At 67.0% G+C, this 19911-nt stretch carries 21 protein-coding genes; 5 read left to right on the top strand and 16 right to left on the bottom strand.

The features are described from left to right. Nucleotides 1-144: 144 nt before the first annotated feature. Nucleotides 145-786, bottom strand: coding sequence for a TetR/AcrR family transcriptional regulator (locus A5764_RS15955; RefSeq protein ID WP_067114475.1), 642 nt, complete (start codon nt 784-786; stop codon nt 145-147). Nucleotides 787-884: 98 nt separating this feature from the next. On the opposite strand from A5764_RS15955, the gene A5764_RS15950 reads away from it, so the two are divergent. The 3 genes from A5764_RS15950 to A5764_RS15940 are packed head-to-tail and all read left to right on the top strand — an operon-like array spanning nt 885 to nt 4494. Beyond that, the gene (locus A5764_RS15950; protein WP_067114555.1) at nt 885-2027 is read left to right on the top strand and encodes a VOC family protein; all 1143 of its coding nucleotides are present in this window, start codon (nt 885-887) and stop codon (nt 2025-2027) included. Further along, nucleotides 2024-2971 (top strand): fumarylacetoacetate hydrolase family protein, encoded by a 948-nt coding sequence (locus A5764_RS15945; protein ID WP_067114474.1) that lies wholly within the window; start codon nt 2024-2026, stop codon nt 2969-2971. The genes A5764_RS15950 and A5764_RS15945 overlap by 4 nt, the downstream gene beginning before the upstream one ends. Beyond that, nucleotides 2968-4494, top strand: coding sequence for a bifunctional 3-(3-hydroxy-phenyl)propionate/3-hydroxycinnamic acid hydroxylase (locus A5764_RS15940; protein WP_067114473.1), 1527 nt, complete (start codon nt 2968-2970; stop codon nt 4492-4494). Before A5764_RS15945 ends, A5764_RS15940 begins: the two co-directional genes overlap by 4 nt. 42 nt (nt 4495-4536) lie before the next feature. On the opposite strand, the gene A5764_RS15935 is transcribed toward A5764_RS15940, so the two are convergent. The 8 genes from A5764_RS15935 to glgX form a co-directional block, all read right to left on the bottom strand. Further along, entirely contained in the window at nt 4537-5103 is a 567-nt protein-coding gene (locus A5764_RS15935) for a dihydrofolate reductase family protein (RefSeq protein ID WP_067114472.1), read from the bottom strand. Between the two features lie 241 nt (nt 5104-5344). Next, nucleotides 5345-6259 (bottom strand): formate/nitrite transporter family protein, encoded by a 915-nt coding sequence (locus A5764_RS15930; protein WP_067114471.1) that lies wholly within the window; start codon nt 6257-6259, stop codon nt 5345-5347. Beyond that, a complete protein-coding gene (locus tag A5764_RS15925; protein WP_067114470.1) occupies nt 6256-6525 on the bottom strand; it encodes a hypothetical protein in 270 nt (89 codons plus the stop codon). The genes A5764_RS15930 and A5764_RS15925 overlap by 4 nt, the downstream gene beginning before the upstream one ends. After that, on the bottom strand, nt 6522-7145 hold the full coding sequence (locus tag A5764_RS15920) for an RNA polymerase sigma factor (protein ID WP_067114469.1): 624 nt from the start codon (nt 7143-7145) through the stop codon (nt 6522-6524). The genes A5764_RS15925 and A5764_RS15920 overlap by 4 nt, the downstream gene beginning before the upstream one ends. A 10-nt stretch (nt 7146-7155) precedes the next feature. Continuing rightward, a complete protein-coding gene (locus A5764_RS15915; protein WP_067114468.1) occupies nt 7156-8223 on the bottom strand; it encodes an acyl-CoA dehydrogenase family protein in 1068 nt (355 codons plus the stop codon). A gap of 12 nt (nt 8224-8235) precedes the next feature. Continuing rightward, nucleotides 8236-8766: an OsmC family protein gene (locus A5764_RS15910; RefSeq protein ID WP_067114554.1), complete on the bottom strand. Its 531-nt coding sequence runs from the start codon at nt 8764-8766 to the stop codon at nt 8236-8238. Between the two features lie 335 nt (nt 8767-9101). Then, nucleotides 9102-9938 carry a DUF3097 domain-containing protein gene (locus tag A5764_RS15905; protein ID WP_067114467.1) on the bottom strand — a complete coding sequence of 279 codons (837 nt, stop codon included), beginning with the start codon at nt 9936-9938 and terminating at the stop codon, nt 9102-9104. 36 nt (nt 9939-9974) lie between these two features. After that, nucleotides 9975-12077 carry a glycogen debranching protein GlgX gene (gene glgX, locus A5764_RS15900; protein ID WP_067114466.1) on the bottom strand — a complete coding sequence of 701 codons (2103 nt, stop codon included), beginning with the start codon at nt 12075-12077 and terminating at the stop codon, nt 9975-9977. A gap of 249 nt (nt 12078-12326) precedes the next feature. On the opposite strand from glgX, the gene A5764_RS15895 reads away from it, so the two are divergent. After that, entirely contained in the window at nt 12327-12614 is a 288-nt protein-coding gene (locus tag A5764_RS15895; RefSeq protein WP_067114465.1) for a DUF3349 domain-containing protein, read from the top strand. A 10-nt stretch (nt 12615-12624) separates the two neighbouring features. Here the strand turns inward: A5764_RS15895 and A5764_RS15890 are convergent, their stop codons facing one another. Genes A5764_RS15890 through A5764_RS15865 form a run of 6 tightly spaced genes read right to left on the bottom strand, consistent with a single transcriptional unit; the run spans nt 12625 to nt 18748 of the window. Beyond that, entirely contained in the window at nt 12625-13584 is a 960-nt protein-coding gene (locus tag A5764_RS15890) for a patatin-like phospholipase family protein (RefSeq protein WP_067114464.1), read from the bottom strand. A gap of 13 nt (nt 13585-13597) precedes the next feature. Then, a complete protein-coding gene (locus A5764_RS15885) occupies nt 13598-14668 on the bottom strand; it encodes an ABC transporter ATP-binding protein (protein ID WP_067114463.1) in 1071 nt (356 codons plus the stop codon). 2 nt (nt 14669-14670) lie between these two features. After that, nucleotides 14671-15513, bottom strand: coding sequence for a carbohydrate ABC transporter permease (locus tag A5764_RS15880; RefSeq protein ID WP_067114462.1), 843 nt, complete (start codon nt 15511-15513; stop codon nt 14671-14673). Then, on the bottom strand, nt 15500-16450 hold the full coding sequence (locus A5764_RS15875) for a carbohydrate ABC transporter permease (RefSeq protein ID WP_067114461.1): 951 nt from the start codon (nt 16448-16450) through the stop codon (nt 15500-15502). The genes A5764_RS15880 and A5764_RS15875 overlap by 14 nt, the downstream gene beginning before the upstream one ends. Next, complete coding sequence (locus tag A5764_RS15870) at nt 16447-17769, bottom strand: sugar ABC transporter substrate-binding protein (RefSeq protein WP_067114460.1); 1323 nt, start codon at nt 17767-17769, stop codon at nt 16447-16449. Before A5764_RS15870 ends, A5764_RS15875 begins: the two co-directional genes overlap by 4 nt. Next, nucleotides 17759-18748 (bottom strand): sigma-70 family RNA polymerase sigma factor, encoded by a 990-nt coding sequence (locus tag A5764_RS15865; RefSeq protein WP_067114459.1) that lies wholly within the window; start codon nt 18746-18748, stop codon nt 17759-17761. Before A5764_RS15865 ends, A5764_RS15870 begins: the two co-directional genes overlap by 11 nt. Before the next feature lie 169 nt (nt 18749-18917). Here A5764_RS15865 and A5764_RS15860 point away from each other — a divergent pair, with 169 nt between their 5' ends. Further along, nucleotides 18918-19268 carry a DoxX family protein gene (locus tag A5764_RS15860; protein ID WP_067114458.1) on the top strand — a complete coding sequence of 117 codons (351 nt, stop codon included), beginning with the start codon at nt 18918-18920 and terminating at the stop codon, nt 19266-19268. A gap of 6 nt (nt 19269-19274) precedes the next feature. On the opposite strand, the gene A5764_RS15855 is transcribed toward A5764_RS15860, so the two are convergent. Beyond that, nucleotides 19275-19910, bottom strand: a complete 636-nt coding sequence (locus A5764_RS15855) for a hypothetical protein (RefSeq protein ID WP_067114457.1) — start codon at nt 19908-19910, stop codon at nt 19275-19277. Between the last annotated feature and the right edge of the window lies 1 nt (nt 19911).

The following is a 19911-nucleotide window of genomic DNA, read 5'->3' as shown; positions in this document are numbered from 1 at the left end:
TCGGAGTGCCGAAGCCGCCGAAACTGCGGTTCGCATTGGCAGTACCTATTGAGCAATCGAGGCACGCGGGTCAGCCTGCAATGCCCCGGCTGCTCGAACCTGTGGTCGACGGACACCCGGAATCCCTAAACGAACTGGGCGGCCTTAAGCATCGGCGAACGCGGCGGGCAGGGGACGTTGGCAGACTTCGTGTGCCTCCTCGGCGCTGAGACCGAACAGGCGCAGCACGCTTTCGGTGACGGCATCGGCGGCCTTGGCGTCGTCGCGATCCGGGTCGTCACGCAACAATTTCCCCAGTCCTAGCAACGCGCCACCGGCCATCGCGAGGGCGAGTTCGGGGTCATCGACCTTGAATCTCCCGGCGTCGGCGCCGGCTTGGATGTCGCGCAGCGCCCGCGGCGCCAGCCCGCGATCCGATGACAGCAGCGCCGGCCCGTGGGCCAACAGGATCTCGCTCTCCTGGGGGCGCCGACGAAAGAGCCGGCCCGTCAACCGGAAACTGATGGCGAAGGTTGCCGCGGGGTCGTCGATCGATTCGGTCAGCCGGTCCAGCATCGCCCCGTGTGCATCTAATACGTCGCTGACCGCGGCCTCGAACAACTGCTCCTTGCTGTCGAAGTGGTTGTAGAAGGAACCCATCCCCACGTCGGCGGCCTGGGTGATCTCCAGGATCGGCACGTTGACCCTTCCTTCGGCGATCAACCGCTGGGCGGCCCTGATCAGCGCCGCACGGGTGCGCTGTTTGCGCCGCTCCAAGCGATTGGGCCGGTCACGCATCGCGTTCATCCTAGGAGTATGCATCAGTTTTGAAGATTTCGTCAGACAGCTTGACTGAACGTTGTCTCGTATGTGACGATTTCGTCAGTTATATAGGAGAGATGGTCATGTATCTGACGAATGGCACCCACCGGGACCTGCACAGGGACCTGCACAGCGACGACGGCGCCCTGCGCGGCGAGCACCCCGGCCGGTCGCGCAATCCGGTGATCAAGGTCGCCGACATCGCGTGGCTGGAGTTCGACAAGCCAGACCTCACGCGGGCCGAGGCGTTCGCCCGGGCATTCGGCTTCCAGACGGCCCTGCACGGCGGTCGCGAGCTGCACCTACGCGGCACGCAGGCGGGCGGTCCGTGCGTGATCCTGCGCAGCGGGCTTCGGACGCGGTTCGCCGGCGTGGCGTTCCGGGCCTGTGACGAGGTTGACGTCCTGCGCCTGGCCGATAGTTTCGGTGCTCCCACGCGGCCGCTGTCGGAAAACATCGGCGGCCTGTCGGTCGACCTGGTCGACCCCAGCGGCATGCCGGTGCGTGTCGTCGCCGGCATGCACGATCTGCCCGAGTTACCCGGCCAGCAGCCCCACACCTTCAACTTCGGACACGACCTTCGGCGCACCAATGCGACCCAGCGTCCCCCGCGGGTGCCTGCTCGGGTACAGCGGCTGGGCCACCTGGTCGTGCAGTCGACGAAGTACCTCGAGGCGCTGAATTGGTACCTGGACAACCTGGGCATGATCGTCAGCGACTTCATGTTCTTCCCAGGCCAGCGCGAACGCGGGCCGACCATGAGCTTCATCCGCTGCGATCGGGGAGCGACACCGTCCGATCACCACACACTGGCCATGGCGCTGGGCCCGGCCAACCGCTACGTCCACTCGGCGTACCAGGTCAGCGATCTCGACGCCCTGGCCGCCGGCGGCGAATACCTCACGGAGCGTGGGTATTCGAGGTCCTGGGGCATCGGCAGGCACATCCAGGGCAGTCAGATCTTCGACTACTGGCGCGATCCCGACGGCTTCCTGGTCGAGCACTTCGCCGACGGCGACATGTTCGATAACACCGTCGAACCCGGCTGGGCGCCGTTCACCGCGTCCGGTCTTGCCCAATGGGGGCCGCCGGCGACCAGCGACTTCCTCGGCACCGACCTGAAATCGGCGCGCCACGAACTGATTTCGATGATCAGCGCGCTACGCGCAAGCAACGAGTTCGATGTCAACCGCCTCGTCGGCCTACTGAAAGTACCCAACTCATGACCATTTCCGTGCTGCGCACCGCCTCTGAAACCGGACCCGCCTGGTGGCTCAAGACCGCCGACGGCGCCACAAAGATCGACACCACCGCCACCACCACCGGCGCGCTGCTGGCCGACCGCTCCGCGATCGAGGCCGCCACCGGCGGCCGGCCCGTCGCCGTGGACAGCCTAAAGTTGGTCTCACCGGTGACCCGGCCGTGCCGAGTCATAGCTCAGATGACCAACTTCGAATCACACGTCAGGGACGCCGGCATGGACCCCGCATCGATTCCGCTGACCTTCTTCCGCAAGGCGTCGGCGTCGATCAACGGCCCCTTCGACGACATCGTCAAGCCGCCACACGTGCGGCTGCTCGACTACGAGGTCGAGATCGGGCTCGTCATCGCCCGCGAAATACCGGTGGGTACGGCCATTTCCGACGTCAACCTGGCGGAATTCATTGCCGGACTGGTGGTCACCAACGACGTTTCCGCGCGTGACATCCAGCTGCCGCAGACCCAGTTCTACGAGGCCAAGTCCTACCCGACGTTCACCCCGGTCGGGCCGGAGCTGGTTCTGCTGAGCGCCGAGGAACTCAAGCGATTCGGCGATCTGCGGCTGCAGCTGCGCGTCAACGGGCAGGAGCGGCAGAACGCGCTCGTCGAAGGCGACATGTTGTACCGGCCGCTGGAGGCCCTGCAGTCACTCACCCAGTTCCAGGAGCTCGCCGCCGGCGACCTGGTGCTCACCGGCACTCCCGTGGGCACGGCGCTGAGTGCCCCGCCGAAGCCGGCGCAGATCATCGGAAACCTGTTGCCACCGGCGATGAAGTGGAAGATGTTTTTCACCAGTCAGGCCCGCAACCGCAAATACCTCCACGACGGCGATGTGGTGGAGGCCTCGGTGGCCACCGACGATGGGGCCATCGACCTGGGAACCCAGCGAGCGGCCGTCCGATACGCGTGAGCGACAACGCCATTCCGCACGTCCCGGTCGTCATCGCCGGCGCCGGGCCGACCGGCGTCACCGCGGCCACCCTGTTGGCGCAGCACGGCATAGCGTGTGTGGTCCTGGATCGCTGGCCCGACGTGTATCCCCAGCCCCGTGCGGTGCACCTCGACGACGAAATCTGCCGCATCATCGCCCGCCTCGGCGCCGCCGGCGAGTTCGCCGCGATTTCGCGCCCCACGCTGGGCTTGCGGTTGCTGGACAAGCGATCCCGGGTGCTCGCCGAGTTCCACCGCGACCCCGCTCGCAGCCCGAACGGCTTCCCGCAGGCCAACATGTTCGATCAACCCGAGCTCGAGGCGCTGCTGCGCACCAACCTCAAGCGATACCCGAGCGCCAAGCTACGCGGGGAGGCCGAGGTCACCGCGGTCAGCGAGCGCGGTAAAACGATCCGCGTGACGTTCACCGATCGTTCTGACGGTCGCGTTCACCACATCGACGCCGACTACCTGCTGGGCTGCGACGGCGCCAACAGCACGGTGCGCACCCAGATCGGCTCGGCCATGCGGGATTTGAAGTTTCGGCAGCGCTGGCTGGTCGTCGATGTCGCCAGCCACGCCGACCTGCACCAGTGGGACGGCGTGCACCAGGTGTGCGACCCCGTTCGGGCCGCGACCTATATGCGCATCGGGCGGGCGCGCTACCGGTGGGAGTTCCAGTTGCTGGCCGGCGAAAGCGCCGAGGACTTCGGCACTTTGGACGCGCTACGGCCACTGATCGCGCCGTGGACCGCCGGCGTGGCAATCAGCGAACTGACGCTGCTGCGTGTCACCGAGTACACCTTCCGCGCGCAGATCGCCGATCGGTGGCGCCGGGGGAACGCCTTCCTCCTGGGCGACGCGGCGCACCTCACTCCCCCGTTCGTCGGCCAGGGCATGGGTGCGGGGCTCCGGGATGCCGCCAACCTCGCCTGGAAGATCGCCGGCGTCCACGACGGCACCCTTGCCGCAGGCGTTCTCGATAGCTACGAGCGGGAACGCAAGCCGCACGCCCAGCACATGATCCTGCTTGCCCTCGGTGTCGGCTCGGTGATGACCGGCGGTGGGCACGTCGGCAATTTGGCGCGCCGCGCGGTGCTGCCCCGCCTGCGCCTGATGCCGGGTCTGCGCGACAAGGTCGTCGACTCCACCACCCCGGCGCTGCATGCGTCGGCCCTCGTGTGCAAGTCCCGTCGGCGGGACCGGCTTACCGGCACGCTGTGCCCAAACCCGTTGTTGCCCAGCGGCCAGCGGCTCGACGACGCCGTCGGGACCGGCTTCGCGATGATCACCACCAGCCGCCCGAGTGCCGCCGACCAAGCGCTCCTCGAACGGCGCGGGATCGCCGTGCTCGTCACCCCGCCCGGCAGCGCGCTCCACGCGTGGCTGCGCCGCGGACGCGCCACAGCCGCGTTGGTGCGCCCGGACCGGACGGTCATGCGCGCCGGACGCGACGTTGCCGCGCTGTGCGCGTGGACGGCCACCGTCCTCGCCGAGCGCTGATCCGCCGAACAGACGCAAAGGAGATACTGTCAAGACCCCCGATCAGTCGTGTTTCGCCTCGTAGCGCAGCAGGACCGTGCCGCCCGGGAAGGTGCGATTTTCCAACAGTCGCAGCGAGATCCATGACGGCAGGGTCGGGAAGAACGGGATGCCGCCGCCCACGGCGGTGGGCGCGACCACGATCCGGTACTCGTCCACCAGTCCGGCCCGCACGATCGGTGCGGCCAGCGTCGCGCCGGCCACCTCCAGCCTGCCGTCGGTTTCGGCCTTCAGCTTCGTCACCACCTCGACCGGCTCGCCGCGTTCCAGGCGAGAGTTCCAGTCGACCGACTCCAGGGTGCGCGAGAACACGACCTTGGGCATCTCGCGCCAGATGCGGGCGAAGTCGACGATCAGAGGGGTGGCGTCCGGGGCCTTGTCGGCGGTCGGCCAATACGCGGACATCAGTTCGTAGAGCCGCCGCCCGTAGAACGACAGGGCGGTCTCCCGCTCGAAGTCGTTCCAGTACTGGTGCAGTTCTTCGCTCGGATCGGACCAGTCGATGTTGCCTTGTGCGTCGGCGATGTATCCGTCCACCGACACGTTGAAGCCATAGATGAGTTTGCCCATGCAGATCAGACTGCACCGGAGGGCAAGACTCATCGCGACGCCACACGAGAAATTGTCAGGCCGCCTCCTTCGTGACCTTCCCACCCGGCGTTGGTGCGCCAGGCTTGATTAAACCTGCGAATCGGATCGTCCGGGGAGGTACGCCCACCCGGCCGCTGATCCGCCGAGCAGACGCAAAAGCGCCAAATCCTGGGGCGTGTCGGGGACTTCCGCGTCTGTTCGGGGTGGGAAAAGTGGGCGGCTAGATCTGGCGCCGCTGCAGCTGGGCGATGATCCAGAACGGAAGCGCCACGAACAGGGTGCCGCCGATCAGGTTGCCCACCGTGGTGATGGCGATGTTGGTAAGCAACCCGTGCGCGCCGAAGCCCCAGCCGATCCCGCCGCGCGGTGCCGCTGAGTGAAACAGGTTGAGCAACAACGGAAGCCCGAGAAATCCGACGTTGGCGATCACGTGTTGGGTGCCACCGATCACGAAGGCGAAGGGGCCGTAGAACGCGAACGCCATTCGCGCCACGTCGCTGCGGGCCTTGAAGAACATGCACATGGCGGTCTGCAGGAACCAGGTGCACAGCACGGCCAGCAGCAGCGCAGTCCAGGGCGACTGGCCGGCCTTGAGGGCGCCGACGGTTGCCGCCCGCTCGGCGAACGCGCCCAGGTACGGACCTCCGGCGGCGCCGCAGGTCGTGACGAACACCAGCGCGCCGACGATGTTGCCGATCAGGCCGATGCCAACCAAAGACGCGTAGGTGCCAAGGCCCATACCGCGTTTCAGCACCGCGAGAAACCCGGCGGCCATGTCGGCGGTGATCAACGACATGCCGGAGACCAGGATCAGCACGAAGGACATGCCGAACGCCACTCCCATCAACAGGCTTGCGATGCCCGGCGTCTTCACGCCGGTGCTCACGACCAAAGCGAGCAGCGCACCGAAGGCCACCATCACACCGCCGACCAGCGAGCGGACCAAAAATGCCCAGGGGTGCGTGGCCTTTTCCACCGCCATGGCGGCCACCCGGTCCACCATTGCGCCCACGCTGAGCGGCTCGAAGGGGTCCTCGGCCGACCGGTCAGCGGTGGCCTCGGCAGGTAGCGCGACCAGCGTTTCTTCCGCCGGCAGTTGCCTTTGCAGTCGCGGTGCGTGCGCGTTAATCGTCATCCGTGTCGGCCTTTCTTGAAGTCGTCGATCGCGTTGATGACCCCCGCAACGTGCTCGTCACTGAGCCTTTCCCCCTGGAAAACGTGGTTGAGCAGGATCTTGAGGTCGAGCATTTGTTGCAGATAGACCAGGCACGGCGGGCAGTCCTCGAGGTGTTTGGCCACGATCGGTCCCCACTGCTGCGGGTCGGCATCGACGAGGTCGTCGACCAGCCGGACGAAGTCGACGCAGTCGATGGCTGGGACGGTGTTGTCATAGACGGTCATCGTCGATACCGCCTTTCCAATTGATTTCGAAGGTTTCCCCGGGCGCGGTAGAGGAGGGCGCGCTGCGCCTCCGCGGACACCTCAAGGACCTCGGCCGCCTCTTCGGCGGAGGTGCCGACCAGGTCGCGCAGTATGACCAGCTGCCGTTGCCGCTCCGGCAGCGCGTCCAGCGCCGCCCGCACCATCCCGACTAGCTCGCTCGCCATGGTCTGCCCCTCGGCCAGAAAGCGTCGCGACGGCGGTTCGCTCCAGTGCCCGGCGTCGGGGTGACCGGCAGGATGCATATGCGCCGACAGCGGATCGGCGGCGTCGTCGGGGATGGCGAGCACCTCGTGGTCGCGGATCCGGGATTCGCGGCGCCGGTGCCGCGATGCGGTGTTCTTGACGATCCCGAACAACCAGGTGCTCACCGACGAACGTCCCTCGAACGAATCCGCTGACTGCAGGACCTGAACCCAGGCCTCCTGCACCGCCTCCTCGGCCAGCGCCGCCGAATTCACCAGGGTGCGAGCGAAATTCACCATCGGCCGGTGGAAGTCGCGCACCAAGGTGGCCAGCGGAATGCCACCCACAAGGTGTTCAGATACACCCTCGGGTGGCACCGCCACGGGAGTCACCATCGATCCACGCTCAGGCGCACCTGGACAACTCCCAGCGCAGTTGCGCCTCCGACGGAGACTGGACGGGGATGAACGCGGCCTCGCGGTAGCGCCGGCTCGCCGAGGTTCGGCTCGCGTAACCCTTCCCCCCGGCGGTCCGGATCTCCAAATCGGCGCTCGCGCTGGCAAGTTGGGCAGCGGCGAGCCGCAACGACAGCAGCTCTTTCTTCGCCGGGAACGTCGGACCGCCCACCGCCGCCGCCAACCGGGCCAAGGTAGCCTCGGTCGAGGACAGGCTTTCCCGGATCGCGTCGAGATCGGCGGCGAAGACGGAGTTGACCCCCGTCAGCCCGAGCCTGCTCTGCTCGACGGCAGTTTTCGTCAGCCCGAGACACATGGCCGACTGCAGGACAAGGAAAGTCGGACGCACCGTCTGCAGGAATCCATCGAAGTCGCGCGACAGCACCTGCTCGGCGGGAACATACGCATCGCGTAGGTCGAGGTTCGACGAGGCCGTGCTGCCCAGGGCCAACAGGTCGAAGTGCTCGCCGACGAACACGCCGGGCGTGTCCAGCGGCAGGGCCAGTATCAATCTCTCGCCATCCTCAGTGCGCGCCGCCGTCACCATCGTCGAGTCGGCGTAAAGGTTGCTGGCCCACGGGATCGACCCCGACACTTCGTAGCCGCCCGCCACGGGTGTGGCCGTCAATTCCACGCTGCCGCAGCCCGCGGCTTCCTTGAATGCCGCCGCCATGCCGGTGACTCCCAGCGCCGCTCCGCCGAGCAGCGGTCGCGCCGCAGCCGTGCTGAAAGGGGTTGCGGCGGTGAGCAAGTACTCCACCGCCATCCGGTGCGCCCACAACGAGAAGCCGGTGCTCAGGCACTCACCGGAGATAAGCCGGATCACCTCGGTCATTTCGGGGAGCCGAGCGTCGGCGTTCCGCGGTGCACCGATCCCGAGCAGACCGGCGGCACCCAGCGCCGGGAAGCTACGGCGGGACTGGTGCTCGCCGCGGTCCAACGCCCCGGCATGGGTCCGAATGTCCTCCAGCAGTTGGAGATCCAACCGGTCGGCCGCGGGGTTCATTGTCGCCGTCATCTCAGTGGTTCCTCATGTCTGGCCGGCAACGAGGGTGGAATCGACTTTCACCGGGCGCCGGAACGTGTTCACCACCGGCGACCAGGCGATCGCGGTGTCGTGGATCTCCTTCAGCGTCGCGTCGTCGGCGTCACCGGCGAGGGTTACCTTGCACCGAACCGCGCTGAAGCCAAGGTGTTTCCCCTCCAGGGTGTCGCCCACCCCCCAGACCGCGGAGATGTCGATGTCACCCTCCATCTCGACCTCGATCTTTGTCAGCGTCACGCCGCGGTGCGTGGCATTCGCCAGCAGGCCGACCGACATGCACGAGCCCAGCGCGGCCAGGGCGGTTTCCGAGGGGTTGGGCGCCGAGTCATCGCCGAGGAGCGCGGGCGGCTCACCCACCAGCATCGGCGCCAGGTCGCGCACGTAGGTCATGTTGCGGAACCCCGCCTCACAAATGGTCGTGGCTTTCAGCGTCTTCTTGCCGGTGTCGGGGTTGGCCTTGGCATTACACGACAGTCGGTCGAGCCCCTCGGCGTCGATGGCGAGCGCATCGCTCATGAACTTCCTCCGTTTTCCCGCTGCTTCTTGGGTCTGCATGGAGTTAGTGCTCCTTGCGACCGATGCGTGACGGCGGCCGGAGTCGCTTTGCCGTTCCGACCGGTGGCCTGGCTTGCCGGGCGCACGACGGCCGCCCGCGACTAGGCGGGCGCGTCAGATGTTGCTCGCCGCAACGGACTCTGCCCGATGTAGTGGCCTTCGTCGGGCTCGGGCGGCACCGTGACGGTAGCTGATCGACTGCGGCGACGACGTTCAGCGGGCAGGTCGCGGGCGCGGAGGCACTGCCGCGGGCGGATAAAATCCCGCGGATCTTTTTGGGCCAGGGAAGCGAGCGTTCAGGCGCGGGCCGGCTGCGTCACAAAGTCGATGAGCTCCTCGACGCGGCCGATGAGCTCCGGTTCCAGATCGTTCCAGTCGCGGACCCTCGAGCGGATGTGCCGCCATGCCCTGGCGATGTCGGCCTGCTCGGCGTGGGGCAAGCCCAGGGCCTCGCAGGCGCCGTGCTTCCACTCCACGTGCCGCGGCACTTTCGGCCAGGCCGTCAGGCCCAGCCGTTGCGGCTTCACCGCCTGCCAGATGTCGACGTACGGGTGGCCGACGACCAGGGTGTCCGGCCCGCCCGGCCCGCGTCGCACCGCCTCGGCGATCCGCGACTCCTTCGAGCCGGCGACGAGGTGGTCGACGAGCACGCCCAGCCGGCGCCCCGGGCCCGGCGCGAAGTCCGCCACGATGCCCACCAGGTCGTCTATGCCACCGAGGTGTTCGACGACGACGCCCTCGATTCGCAGGTCGTCGCCCCACACCTGTGCGACGAGTTCGGCGTCGTGGCGGCCCTCGACGTAGATGCGGCTGGCGAGCGCCACCCGGGCGCGGGCACCGGGCACCGCGACCGAGCCGGACGCCGTCCTGCCCGAAGCGGAGGGGGCCGGGCGGCGCGGCGCGGTAAGAACGACGGGCCGGCCGTCCAGCAGATATCCAGGGCCCAGCGGAAATCCGCGGGTACGGCCATGCCGGTCCTCTAGCTCGACGCGGCCGTATTCGACGCGCACCACCGCGCCGACGTAGCCGGTCTCCACGTCCTCCACCACCAAGCCGAGCTCTGCCGGGTGCTCGGTCGAGCGAGGCTTGCGCCGGCCCGCGGCCAGGACATCGGTTCCATAGCGATCCGCCACCGGGCAATCCTAGAAAAGCCTTGCGGCCAAACGCCGTTAAGGCGCGCCCGGACGGCCCGATCGCATCACCACCCCCGACCGAGGCCCGACGTCAACTTGTTGCGCGGCGGGTCCGGTTCGTGTGGGGTTGAATGTGTCGCAGACGATATCCCAGGGATGCTGTGCGAGATCGGCGGGAACCGAGAAGCTCAACGGTTCCCACCAGGCGTTGACGAACACCAGGAAGTCATCGTCGATCAGCGCCGTGCCGTCGGTGTCGACGTCGGGATCGGTTGCGCCGTCGATGAACACCGCAATGCTGCGCGCGGAGGGGTCCGCCCAGTCCTCGGGCGTCATCTCGGCACCGGACGGCGTGAACCAGCGCAAGTCCGCGGCGGCGGCCCCGGTGAGGAAGCGGCGCCTGCGGAACACGGGGTGGCGGCGGCGCAGGGCGACGAGGTTGGTGGTGAACCCCAACAGCGCATCGTCGACCGCGGCCCAGTCAAACCACGTGATCTCGTTGTCCTGACAGTAAGCGTTGTTGTTCCCCCGCTGGGTGCGGCCCAACTCGTCGCCGCCCAACAGCATGGGCACGCCGCCGGACAGCAGCAGGGTGAGCAGGAACGCGCGTTTTTGTTGCGCTCGCAGCGCCAGCACCCCGGGGTCATCGGTCGGTCCCTCCACTCCGCAGTTCCAGGACCGGTTGTCGTCGGTGCCGTCGCGGTTGCCTTCGCCGTTGGCCTCGTTGTGCTTTTGGTTGTAGGAGACCAGATCGTTCAGCGTGAACCCGTCGTGCACGGTCACGAAGTTGACCGAGGCGCTGGGGCGGCGCCCCTCGACGCGATCGCCGTAGATGTCGGAGGATCCGCACAGCCGCGACGCGAAGTCGCCGAGGCGCCCGTCCTGGCTGCGCCACCAGTCACGCACGGTGTCACGAAAGCGCCCGTTCCACTCGCTCCACAACGGGGGAAATCGGCCGATCTCGTAGCTGTCCAGCTGCCCGACGTCCCACGGTTCGGCGATCAGTTTGGCTTCTGACACCACCGGGTCTTGGGCGACCAGATCGAAGAACGCCGACATCGGATCAAAGCTGCCGTCCTCGCGGCCGAGGGTGGGTGCCAGGTCGAAACGAAAGCCGTCGACACCCATCTGCGACAACCAATAGCGCAGCGAGTCCATGATCAACCGCAGCGTCGTGGGATGGTCGGTGTTCAACGAATTGCCGGTCCCGGTCGTGTCGTAGTAGCTGCTGCGGTCCGTTGAAACGAGCCGGTAGTAGGCCGGGTTGTAGAGCCCGCGGAAACACAAGGTCGGCCCGCCGGCCCCGCCCTCGGCCGTGTGGTTGAACACCACGTCGAGGATCACTTCCAAGCCGGCGGCATGCAGGGCATCGACCATGGCGCGGAATTCGGCGACCTCCCCACCCGCTTGGCCCGCCCGCGCCGCGGCGGAGTAGTTCGCCTGCGGCGCGAAAAATCCGATCGTGTTGTATCCCCAGTAGTTAGTCAAACCCCGCTCGACGAGGAATTGCTCGGGCACGCTGCGGTGCACGGGCAGCAGTTCCACCGCCGTGACGCCCAGATCGACCAGGTGTTGCAGTGCTGCCTCGTGGGCCAGGCCCGCATAGGTGCCGCACAGCTCTTTTGGCACGCCGGGATGGGTCGCGGTGAACCCGCGAACGTGAACCTCATACAGCACGGTGTCGGCCAGCGCGTGCTGCGGTTTGGGCGCGGCCGCGCCCGCCGCGGCCGCGGCCACCAGGCTGCGCGGGACATGGCCAGCAGAATCCAGAGGGCTTGGCGCCGCAGGGTTTTCCACCGCATGACCGAGCACCTCGGGCCCAAACCGCACATCGCCTGCGATTGCGCGTGCGTAGGGGTCCAGCAGCAGCTTTGTGGGGTTGTAGCGCAGGCCGCGTCCGGGATCGAACGGGCCGCCGACCCGAAACCCGTAGGCCTGTCCCGCGCCGACCCCCGGCACGAAGCCGTGCCAGACGTCACCGTCGCGCTCGGGTAAAACGAGCTGTGTCTCCGCCCCATCGGCGTCGAACAGGCACAGCGTCACCTCGTCACCACCGCAGGCCACCGCGAAGTTGGTGCCCCGCGGGTCCGGCGTGGCACCGAGCGGGTCAGGCCGCCCGGGCAGGATCTTCGGTGTCATCGATCCTCCCTTCGTGCCGCCACGGCGCAGGCGGCCTGGGACCGGTTAGGGAAAGGCTGGCGAGACAATCATCCCCAAAACCCGCCGCGGTTAATAGCCGATAAGGCACCAAAGATCCATGCGTTTGCCGAAAAAAATTCCAATAAAAGAGCGCCTGTAACCGTGGTGTTACCGAGCTGATGACGTTGCCGCTGCTAAATTGCTAACTACCGCTAGTGCTCAGCGTGTGGCGGTTAGCGAGGTGGACTTATGGACCTGTCCCATTGGGTGTCAAGCATTATCGCTTTTTTGCGGGCCGGCTACCCCACCGGCATGCCGACTGCGGGTTTCGTGCCGCTGGCGGCGCTGTCGCGGCGGCGCCCATCCAGCGACGAGATCAGCGCCATCACAAGCGAACTCATGACGCAAAGGCATCGGCCGATCAGCACCACCGATGTCGGGGTGGCGATCACCCGCGTCACCGAGGAAATGCCCACACAGGACGACATCGCGCGCGTCAAGCGCCGCCTCGATGCGATGGGTTGCACGCGCGGGTAAGCCGGTTCGCTCAAGCGCCAGGCTGCACCGGACCGCCGCACGCCGCGAGGAAGTCCGCGTAGTTCCATGTCTGCAAGAACTGTTGGCCCGCTTGCAGCCCGCTTTCATACAGGGCCTCGCGTTGCTCGGCGGTGATGCTGAAGTCGATCGGGCTCACTTCGTTGGCGGGTACGAAGATGGTGCGCCGAACGGTGCACGGGTCGTCGATGTAGGCATTGTCCTGATTGCTCATCAGGGTCTCTATCGCGGCGATTCCCAGCGACACCGGGCCACGCACCGGATGGGTGGGAGGGATGCCGGGGCGCGCCGACAACCGGATCCCGAACGTCGGCCAGCGTGGGTCGGGCCGGTCGAACAGCTGCACCGGAAAGTCCGACAGCAATGCCCCGTCCACCCAGGTGGCGCCGGCCACCCGAACCGGTTCGAAGACATACGGAATCGCCGACGAGGCGTGCACCGCGCGGGCGACCGAGAAGCCGTCGGGGTCGATCCCGTAGGAGCCGAGGTCCCACGGGATGCGAACCAGCCTGCGACGTGACAGGTCGCTGGCGGTCACGACCAGCGACCAGGCGAACTGTTCGGATTCTTCGCCGGTGCGCAGGTCGCCGAATGTGCGCACACCCAGGTCACCGAGCAGGCCGGTCAGCAGTTGTTCGAGGTACGCGCCGCGGTAGACACCGTCGGACACCAGCAACGACAGGCCGCCGCCGAGCACCGGCACCCGTCCGATCAGGCTGCGGTCCAGGAACTTCCGGTAGTCGATATTGCGCATCACGTCGGCGAGCCGGGTCAGCGGTTCACCGGCGACCTGCAGCGCGGCCACCAGCGATGCGACGATCGCGCCGGCGCTGCTGCCGGCGACGCGGGGAAACCGGTACCCGGCCTGAGTCAGGGCGTCGACCGCTCCGACCAGCCCGATACCGCGGACGCCACCGCCTTCGAAGACCAGGTCGGCACGTGCGGTGCTCATCTTCGGGTGATCCTCAGGCAATTCGATGACCGTCCGTGCCGAAGAAGTGCAGGTGCCCGGGCTCCGGATGCAGCCGCACCCGGCTGCCCTTTTCCGGTGGGTGCCGCCCGTCGGCGCGCGCGACGACGGGCTGGTCGATCACCTTGCCGGAGCCGGTGATTCGGCCGTAGAGGTAAGCGTCGGCCCCGAGCTCCTCGACCACGTCGACTTCCATCTCGACGCCCAGGCCGCCCAGCTCGAAGTGTTCGGGGCGGACCCCGACGACGACTTCGCTTTCCGCGCCGGCGATCTCACGCGGCAACTCGATCGGCCACTCCCCCAGCGACACCGAGTGGTCGACTATCGGCAACCTGAACAGGTTCATCGCCGGAGAGCCGATGAACCCGGCGACGAACACGTTGTTGGGGTTGCGATAAAGCTCGCGAGGCGCCGCAAACTGTTGCAGCACGCCGTCGCACAGCACCGCGACCCGGTCCCCCATCGTCATCGCCTCGACCTGGTCGTGGGTGACGTAAACGGTGGTGGTCCCCAATCGCCGTTGCAAGGCGGCGATCTGGTTGCGGGTCTGCACCCGCAGCTTGGCGTCCAGATTGGACAGCGGCTCGTCCATCAAGAACACCTGGGGGCGGCGCACGATCGCGCGACCCATCGCCACCCGCTGGCGTTGCCCACCGGAGAGGTCTTTGGGTTTGCGATCCAGATAGGGTTGCAGGTCAAGCAGTTTGGCCGCGGCCAGCACCTGCTCGCGGATCTCGGCCTTCGAGGTTTTGGCGATTTTCAGCGCGAAGCCCATGTTCTGCGCCACCGTCATGTGCGGGTAGAGCGCGTAATTCTGAAAGACCATCGCGACGTCGCGATCCTTGGGATCGACGTGGGTGACGTCGCGGTCGCCGATCCGGATGCGCCCGGAGTCCAGGGTTTCCAGACCGGCGACCATGCGCAGCGAGGTCGTCTTGCCGCACCCGGACGGCCCGACCAGAACGACGAATTCGCCGTCGCCGACGGCCAGGTCGAGGCCGTCCAGGGCCGGTCGCTCCGTTCCCGGGTAGCGCCGCGTCGCCTGCTCGAAGCTCACCGAAGCCATGGCTACCCACCCATCCCGGTGACGGCGATGCCGCGGACGAAGGAGCGCTGCGCGATCGCGTAGATGATGACCAGCGGCACCATGATGAGCATCGAGGCCGCCATGATGATGGGCCAGCGCGCGACGTACTCGCCGCGTAGCCGGACCAGACCGAGTGTCAGGGTCGCCAGGCTGTTGCGCTGCAGCATCAGCAGCGGCCACAGAAAGTCGTTCCACACGTTGACCCAGGTGAGCACGGCAAGCACCATCACCGCCGGCCGCGCGTGCGGCAGCAGGATGCGCCAGTAGATCTGCCACGGCGAACACCCGTCCAGGATCGCCGCTTCCTCGAGATCGGTTGGGAGCGTTCGGAAGAACTGCCGCATGAGGTAGGTGCCGAACGCGCTGCCGAAAAGACCGGGAACGATCATCGCCCAGGGCGTGTCGACCCAGCCCAGGGTTCGCATCAGGATGAACTGCGGGATCACGGTTACGGTCAATGGCACCATCAGCGTGCCCAGGTACAAGACGAACAGGGTGTCGCGGCCGCGAAACTGCAGCCGGGCAAAGGCGTATCCGGCCAGCGAGCAGAAGAACACCTGCCCTGCCGTGACGCAGCCGGCGTACAGCACGGTGTTGAAGAACATGCGCCAGAACGGCATCACCGAAAATACCTCGGTGTAATTGGACCACCGCGGGTGAGCCGGCAGCAGCCTCGGCTCGGTGACCTCGCCCTCCCGCTTCAGAGAGCCAGACACCGCCCAGGCGATGGGGAACAGCCAGCACCAGGCGATGCCGACCAGCGCGGCATAGACCGGAACGGCCCGCAGGACGGTGCGCTTGAACACGTGCTCAGCGGAGGCCACGGGACACCTCCCAGGAGCGTTGCCGGGTGAACCGCAGTTGCAACACGGTGAGCACCAACAAGATGGCGAACATCACCCACGCCAGCGCGGACGCGTAGCCGAATTCCAGGAAAGAAAACGCGTGCTGGAACAGCATGATGCCCAGAACATAGGTCGCCGATTCCGGCCCGCCGTTGGCGCCGTTGAGGACGTAGACCATGTCGAACGCCTGGAACGCGTGGATGATCGAAATCACGACGACGAACGACATCGCCCCCCGGATCAGCGGCACCGTGATGAACACGAATTGCCGAATCTCGCCCGCGCCATCGATCTTGGCCGCCTCGTAGACCGTCTCCGGGACTCCCTGCATCGCCGCGAGCAAGATGACGGTGGCGAACGGCACGCTGCGCCAAACGCTGACCATGCAGAGCGAGACCATCGCCCACTTGGGGTCGACCAGCCACGGGATGGGTCCGATCCCGACCCAGCCGAGCATGATGTTGAGCAGCCCGTTGTCGGTGTTGAAGACGAACTGCCACACCACCGCCATCACGACCGACGAGATCGCCAGGGGCAGAAAGACGATGGTTCGAAAGACACCGATGCCCTTGACCTTCCGGTTCAGCACGCCGGCAACGACCAGGCTGATGGCAATGGTCGGCACGACGGTCCCCAGGGTAAAGATCACCGTGTTGCGGATGGCGATCAGAAACAGCGGGTCAGAGGTGAAGAGCTCTTCGAAATTCTTCAGTCCCACGAACTTTGGCGGCCTGAACACGTCCCACTGCTGAAAGCTCATGTACAGCGAGAAGCCGAGCGGGAACAGCATGAACACCGCCACGGCGGCCAGGTTCGGGGCGACGAACAGGCGACCGGACCACGCGCGTCGCCGCGAGATCTGGCGCTTGGGGCGTTTGGCGGCGACCGGGGCCGCGGGTGTGTCGACCGACGTCATGGCGTGCGCAGCACCTCGTCGACGGCGGGCGACAGACCGGCCAGCGAGGTCGCCGGGCGGGATCCGCGCAGCACGGGTCCGAAGTTGCGGTCCATCAACGCAACGACCTTTTCCCACGCCGGGGTGACCGGCAGGCCTTCCGAATTCGTCGGTCCTTCGGTGAGGATGGCAAGGTTGTCGACGCCGTGATGGGCCTTGGCGAACCCGGTCGAGTTGAGCGCGGACCGCAGCACCGGCACGAATAGGCTGGATTCAGCGATCAAAGCCTGGCCGGCGGGGCCGGTCGCGAATTTCACGAATTCCCATGCCTGCTCCTTGCGTCGACTGCTCGCCGAGATCGCCAGCCCGGTGGAACCGATATTGGAGCGGGCGGCCTGGCCCTGCCGTCGTGGCCCTACGGGCAACGAGGTGACGTCGAAGTCCAGGCCGTCGGCTCGGATGAAAGTCTGGTATCGCCAATGGCCGCCCATCGCGATCGCCGCCCTGCCCGCCGCGAACAGGTCAGGGGTGGACATCGACTGCACCTCAGATGCGTTGGGGGCCAGCTTGTGCTTGTTCGCAAGGTCGGCGTAGAACTGCACGGCCTCGATGAAGGCGTCGTTGTCGAAATTGAAGTGGGTCGGGTTCTTCAGCGGGCTGGCCCATGGCACCCCGTTGTTCATAGCGAACAGTCCGGCCGAGTAATACGAAAACCACATGTTGACGAAGCCCCACTGGCTGACCCGTCCCGACGCCGCCCGTTTGGTGAGAGCGGTCGCGGCGTCCAGGAACTGGTCGAAGGTCCACGGCCGCTGCCACGACGTGGGCGCCGACACACCGGCCTCCGCGACAAGACGTTTGTTGTAATACAGGAAGTTTCCGGACCACTGCTCCGGGATGGCGTATTGGCCTTCGTTGTACGTGAACGCGTCGTACAGCGCGCCGATGCCGTCCGACTTCAGCTGCGCCGCGAAGGCCGGATCGCGAGCCAGCAGCGTGTTCAGGTCGAGCAATACCCCCCGGTCGGCCAATTCGGCGTAGGTCAATTCCCAAGCCATCAGCACGTCGGGGCACTTGCCGCCGGCGCAGAATGTCGACAGCTGCTGCATGACGCCGGGCGCGGACAGCACCGCCCGAACCTTGATGTCGGGATGGCGGCGCTGGAACTCGTTGACGATGCGGATCCTGGCATCGCGTTCGTCCGGATTGGCCGCGAAGAAAAAGGTCAGCGCGTCGTCGTCGTCGGGAGCGCAGCCGGCCGCCCAGGGCGCCAGCGACGCCGCGCCGAGGGCGCCGGCGCCGCGCAGCAGGTTTCGCCGTCCGAACGGCCTATCCAGCATGGTGCTCCCGGGGTCGCCGAGTTGCCGGTCCCCCCGCCGGCTGTGTCCGGCGTCCTTGGTACCCGCCCCGCCTGAGTTGTTGCTGAGACGGCTCGCGCGGCAGCGCGAGAACGGCCCGTCGTAGCTGGTCGGCATCGCCCGTGATGTCGATCGCATGAATGCGGTTATCGGCCCCGATGCTGATCCGCAGCATCGCCTGCGGGCGTCCGAGCGGCGCGATGACGATGCCCGGGACGCCGTCGAGCAGCATGACGACACCGGCCCGCGCGCGTTGGGCGAAGCGGCGGGTCTCCTCGGCGACCTCCCTCGCCCCGCTCAGTTCGGTCGGAACGTCGCCGGGGACCAGCGCCGGATCGACCCGGCGCATCACGTCGGGAGCCAGCAGCTCAAGCAACCGCGCTATGTCGCCGCCGCGCGAGGCCGCGAGAAACGCTTCCACGATCTTGAGGTGCTCGGCCGCACGAGGGGGTTCGGCGGCCGCACCGTCGTGCAGTCGCTCGCGGGCCCGGCTTGCCAGCTTCTTCGCGGCCGCCGGCGACCGGTCCAACACGGCGGCGATGTTCTCGAACGGCATGGCAAACACGTCGTGCAGCACGAAGGCGACGCGCTGGGCGGGCGAGAGCCGATCGAGCACGACGAGCAGCGCCCTGCTGACCGAGTCAGCCAGCAGCGCATCCTCGTCGGCCGGCGCCGAGGCGGGAGCAAGCCGGTCCAGCTCCTCGCCGGCCAGCGGTTGCTCGGCGCGCCGTGCGCGGGCGCGGAGCTGGTCGAACGCCTCGTGTGCGGTGATCGTGGTGAACCAGCCGGTCAAATTGTCGACGGCGTCGAAGTCGGCGCGGCTGGCCTTCAGCCACGCCGCTTGCACCGCGTCGTCGGCGTCGGCCGCCGAGCCCAGCAGCCCGAAAGCAACCGACCTCAGGTGCGGTCGGTCCGCGTCGAACCGTTGGGCGAGATCCACGAGATCCTGGTGTGCGGTCATGAGTCACCTTTTCTGCACGGGAGTCGTCAAGACGATGACCGCATCCGTCGAACTCTCTGTTGCAAAGGAGACCAGCACCATGACCCTATCGATTGTGCGCCGCGCCATCTCCCGCGGCTATCCGGGTCGCCGCTGCGGAAACAGCTGCGTGACAAGGCATTGACGGAAAATGAATACCGCATACTTCGTCGTCGCGCTGACGACCGCCGTTGTCACCGCCGGAATTGCCGTGCCCGACTTCATTCCCGCCGGATTCGTGCTGGCGAACTCGGCCGCGGTCGGGGTGCCGCGGTCGTGGTTACCGGGGCTAGGGGCGCTGAAGCTGGCCGGTGCCATCGGGCTGGTTCTCGGGCTGCTGGGCCTGCGCGCCTTGGGGGTTGCGGCCGCCGCCGGCCTGGTCCTGTACTTCGTCGGCGCCGTCGTTACGCACATGAGGGCACACGTCTTCTACAACATCGCATTTCCCGGCGGCTACTTGTTCCTGTCGGCGGCGACGCTGGCGTTGATGATCGTGCGCTGAACCGTGCTAGCCGGGCAGCCGGTCCTTGACCAACTGGTCTTGTTTGCGGGCCATGTCCAGCACGACGTCCCGCGGGGCGGGATCGTTGGGTGCGCTGTCGAACTCCAGGTCGACGCCCACCCTCCCCTCGGCGAAGGTCACATAAGTCACCGATTTTGAGTTGTCGGGCGAAGTCCCAACCGCGATCAGCCCGTTGGTTCCGACCTCGAACGGCCCCGGGGCGCCGGTGACGTATTTGCCGAACGACGACGCGTGCTCTTTGGCTTGCTGCGCGGCGGTCGCCGGGTCGGTGAAGACGACGACGAGATCGTCGATGGTCCGCGAGCGCTCGGGGTTGGTGAACGTCACCCCGGCTCCGGCGACGCCGCCGGGATTCTGCATCGGGGGCCCCGTCGTCCCGGCGTCAGCGCCGACGTCGCTCGCTTGCAGCAGCAGGTATGTGTAGTCGCCCAGTGGTGCAACACCCGACGGTGGCGCGCTCGACGTCGTCGATGCTGCCGAACTCGACGTTGTCGTCGAGGACGAGGTGGCCTTCGACGAGCTTGACGAGGGAGAGGAGCTTTCCTTGCCGCCGCAGGCCGTGACAACACCGAGCGCGGCGGTGAACGCCATTCCCACACCGAAGATCCGCACCACGCTCATC

Origin of the sequence: Mycobacterium sp. 852002-51057_SCH5723018 (genome assembly GCF_001667035.1) — a bacterium.
Taxonomy (GTDB): domain Bacteria; phylum Actinomycetota; class Actinomycetes; order Mycobacteriales; family Mycobacteriaceae; genus Mycobacterium.
Note: the sequence above shows the minus strand (reverse complement) of the source record. Positions and strands in the feature narration are given on the sequence as shown.

Coding starts and splice junctions, on each gene's coding strand:
- A5764_RS15865 (WP_067114459.1), bottom strand. CDS start 18,748: ATGACCGCACACCAGGATCTCGTGGATCTCGCCCAACGGTTCGACGCG.
- A5764_RS15950 (WP_067114555.1), top strand. CDS start 885: ATGTATCTGACGAATGGCACCCACCGGGACCTGCACAGGGACCTGCAC.
- A5764_RS15885 (WP_067114463.1), bottom strand. CDS start 14,668: ATGGCTTCGGTGAGCTTCGAGCAGGCGACGCGGCGCTACCCGGGAACG.
- A5764_RS15945 (WP_067114474.1), top strand. CDS start 2,024: ATGACCATTTCCGTGCTGCGCACCGCCTCTGAAACCGGACCCGCCTGG.
- glgX (WP_067114466.1), bottom strand. CDS start 12,077: ATGACACCGAAGATCCTGCCCGGGCGGCCTGACCCGCTCGGTGCCACG.
- A5764_RS15935 (WP_067114472.1), bottom strand. CDS start 5,103: ATGGGCAAACTCATCTATGGCTTCAACGTGTCGGTGGACGGATACATC.
- A5764_RS15875 (WP_067114461.1), bottom strand. CDS start 16,450: ATGACGTCGGTCGACACACCCGCGGCCCCGGTCGCCGCCAAACGCCCC.
- A5764_RS15870 (WP_067114460.1), bottom strand. CDS start 17,769: ATGCTGGATAGGCCGTTCGGACGGCGAAACCTGCTGCGCGGCGCCGGC.
- A5764_RS15925 (WP_067114470.1), bottom strand. CDS start 6,525: ATGACCGTCTATGACAACACCGTCCCAGCCATCGACTGCGTCGACTTC.
- A5764_RS15915 (WP_067114468.1), bottom strand. CDS start 8,223: ATGACGGCGACAATGAACCCCGCGGCCGACCGGTTGGATCTCCAACTG.
- A5764_RS15860 (WP_067114458.1), top strand. CDS start 18,918: ATGAATACCGCATACTTCGTCGTCGCGCTGACGACCGCCGTTGTCACC.
- A5764_RS15910 (WP_067114554.1), bottom strand. CDS start 8,766: ATGAGCGATGCGCTCGCCATCGACGCCGAGGGGCTCGACCGACTGTCG.
- A5764_RS15890 (WP_067114464.1), bottom strand. CDS start 13,584: ATGAGCACCGCACGTGCCGACCTGGTCTTCGAAGGCGGTGGCGTCCGC.
- A5764_RS15855 (WP_067114457.1), bottom strand. CDS start 19,910: ATGAGCGTGGTGCGGATCTTCGGTGTGGGAATGGCGTTCACCGCCGCG.
- A5764_RS15955 (WP_067114475.1), bottom strand. CDS start 786: ATGAACGCGATGCGTGACCGGCCCAATCGCTTGGAGCGGCGCAAACAG.
- A5764_RS15895 (WP_067114465.1), top strand. CDS start 12,327: ATGGACCTGTCCCATTGGGTGTCAAGCATTATCGCTTTTTTGCGGGCC.
- A5764_RS15920 (WP_067114469.1), bottom strand. CDS start 7,145: ATGGTGACTCCCGTGGCGGTGCCACCCGAGGGTGTATCTGAACACCTT.
- A5764_RS15930 (WP_067114471.1), bottom strand. CDS start 6,259: ATGACGATTAACGCGCACGCACCGCGACTGCAAAGGCAACTGCCGGCG.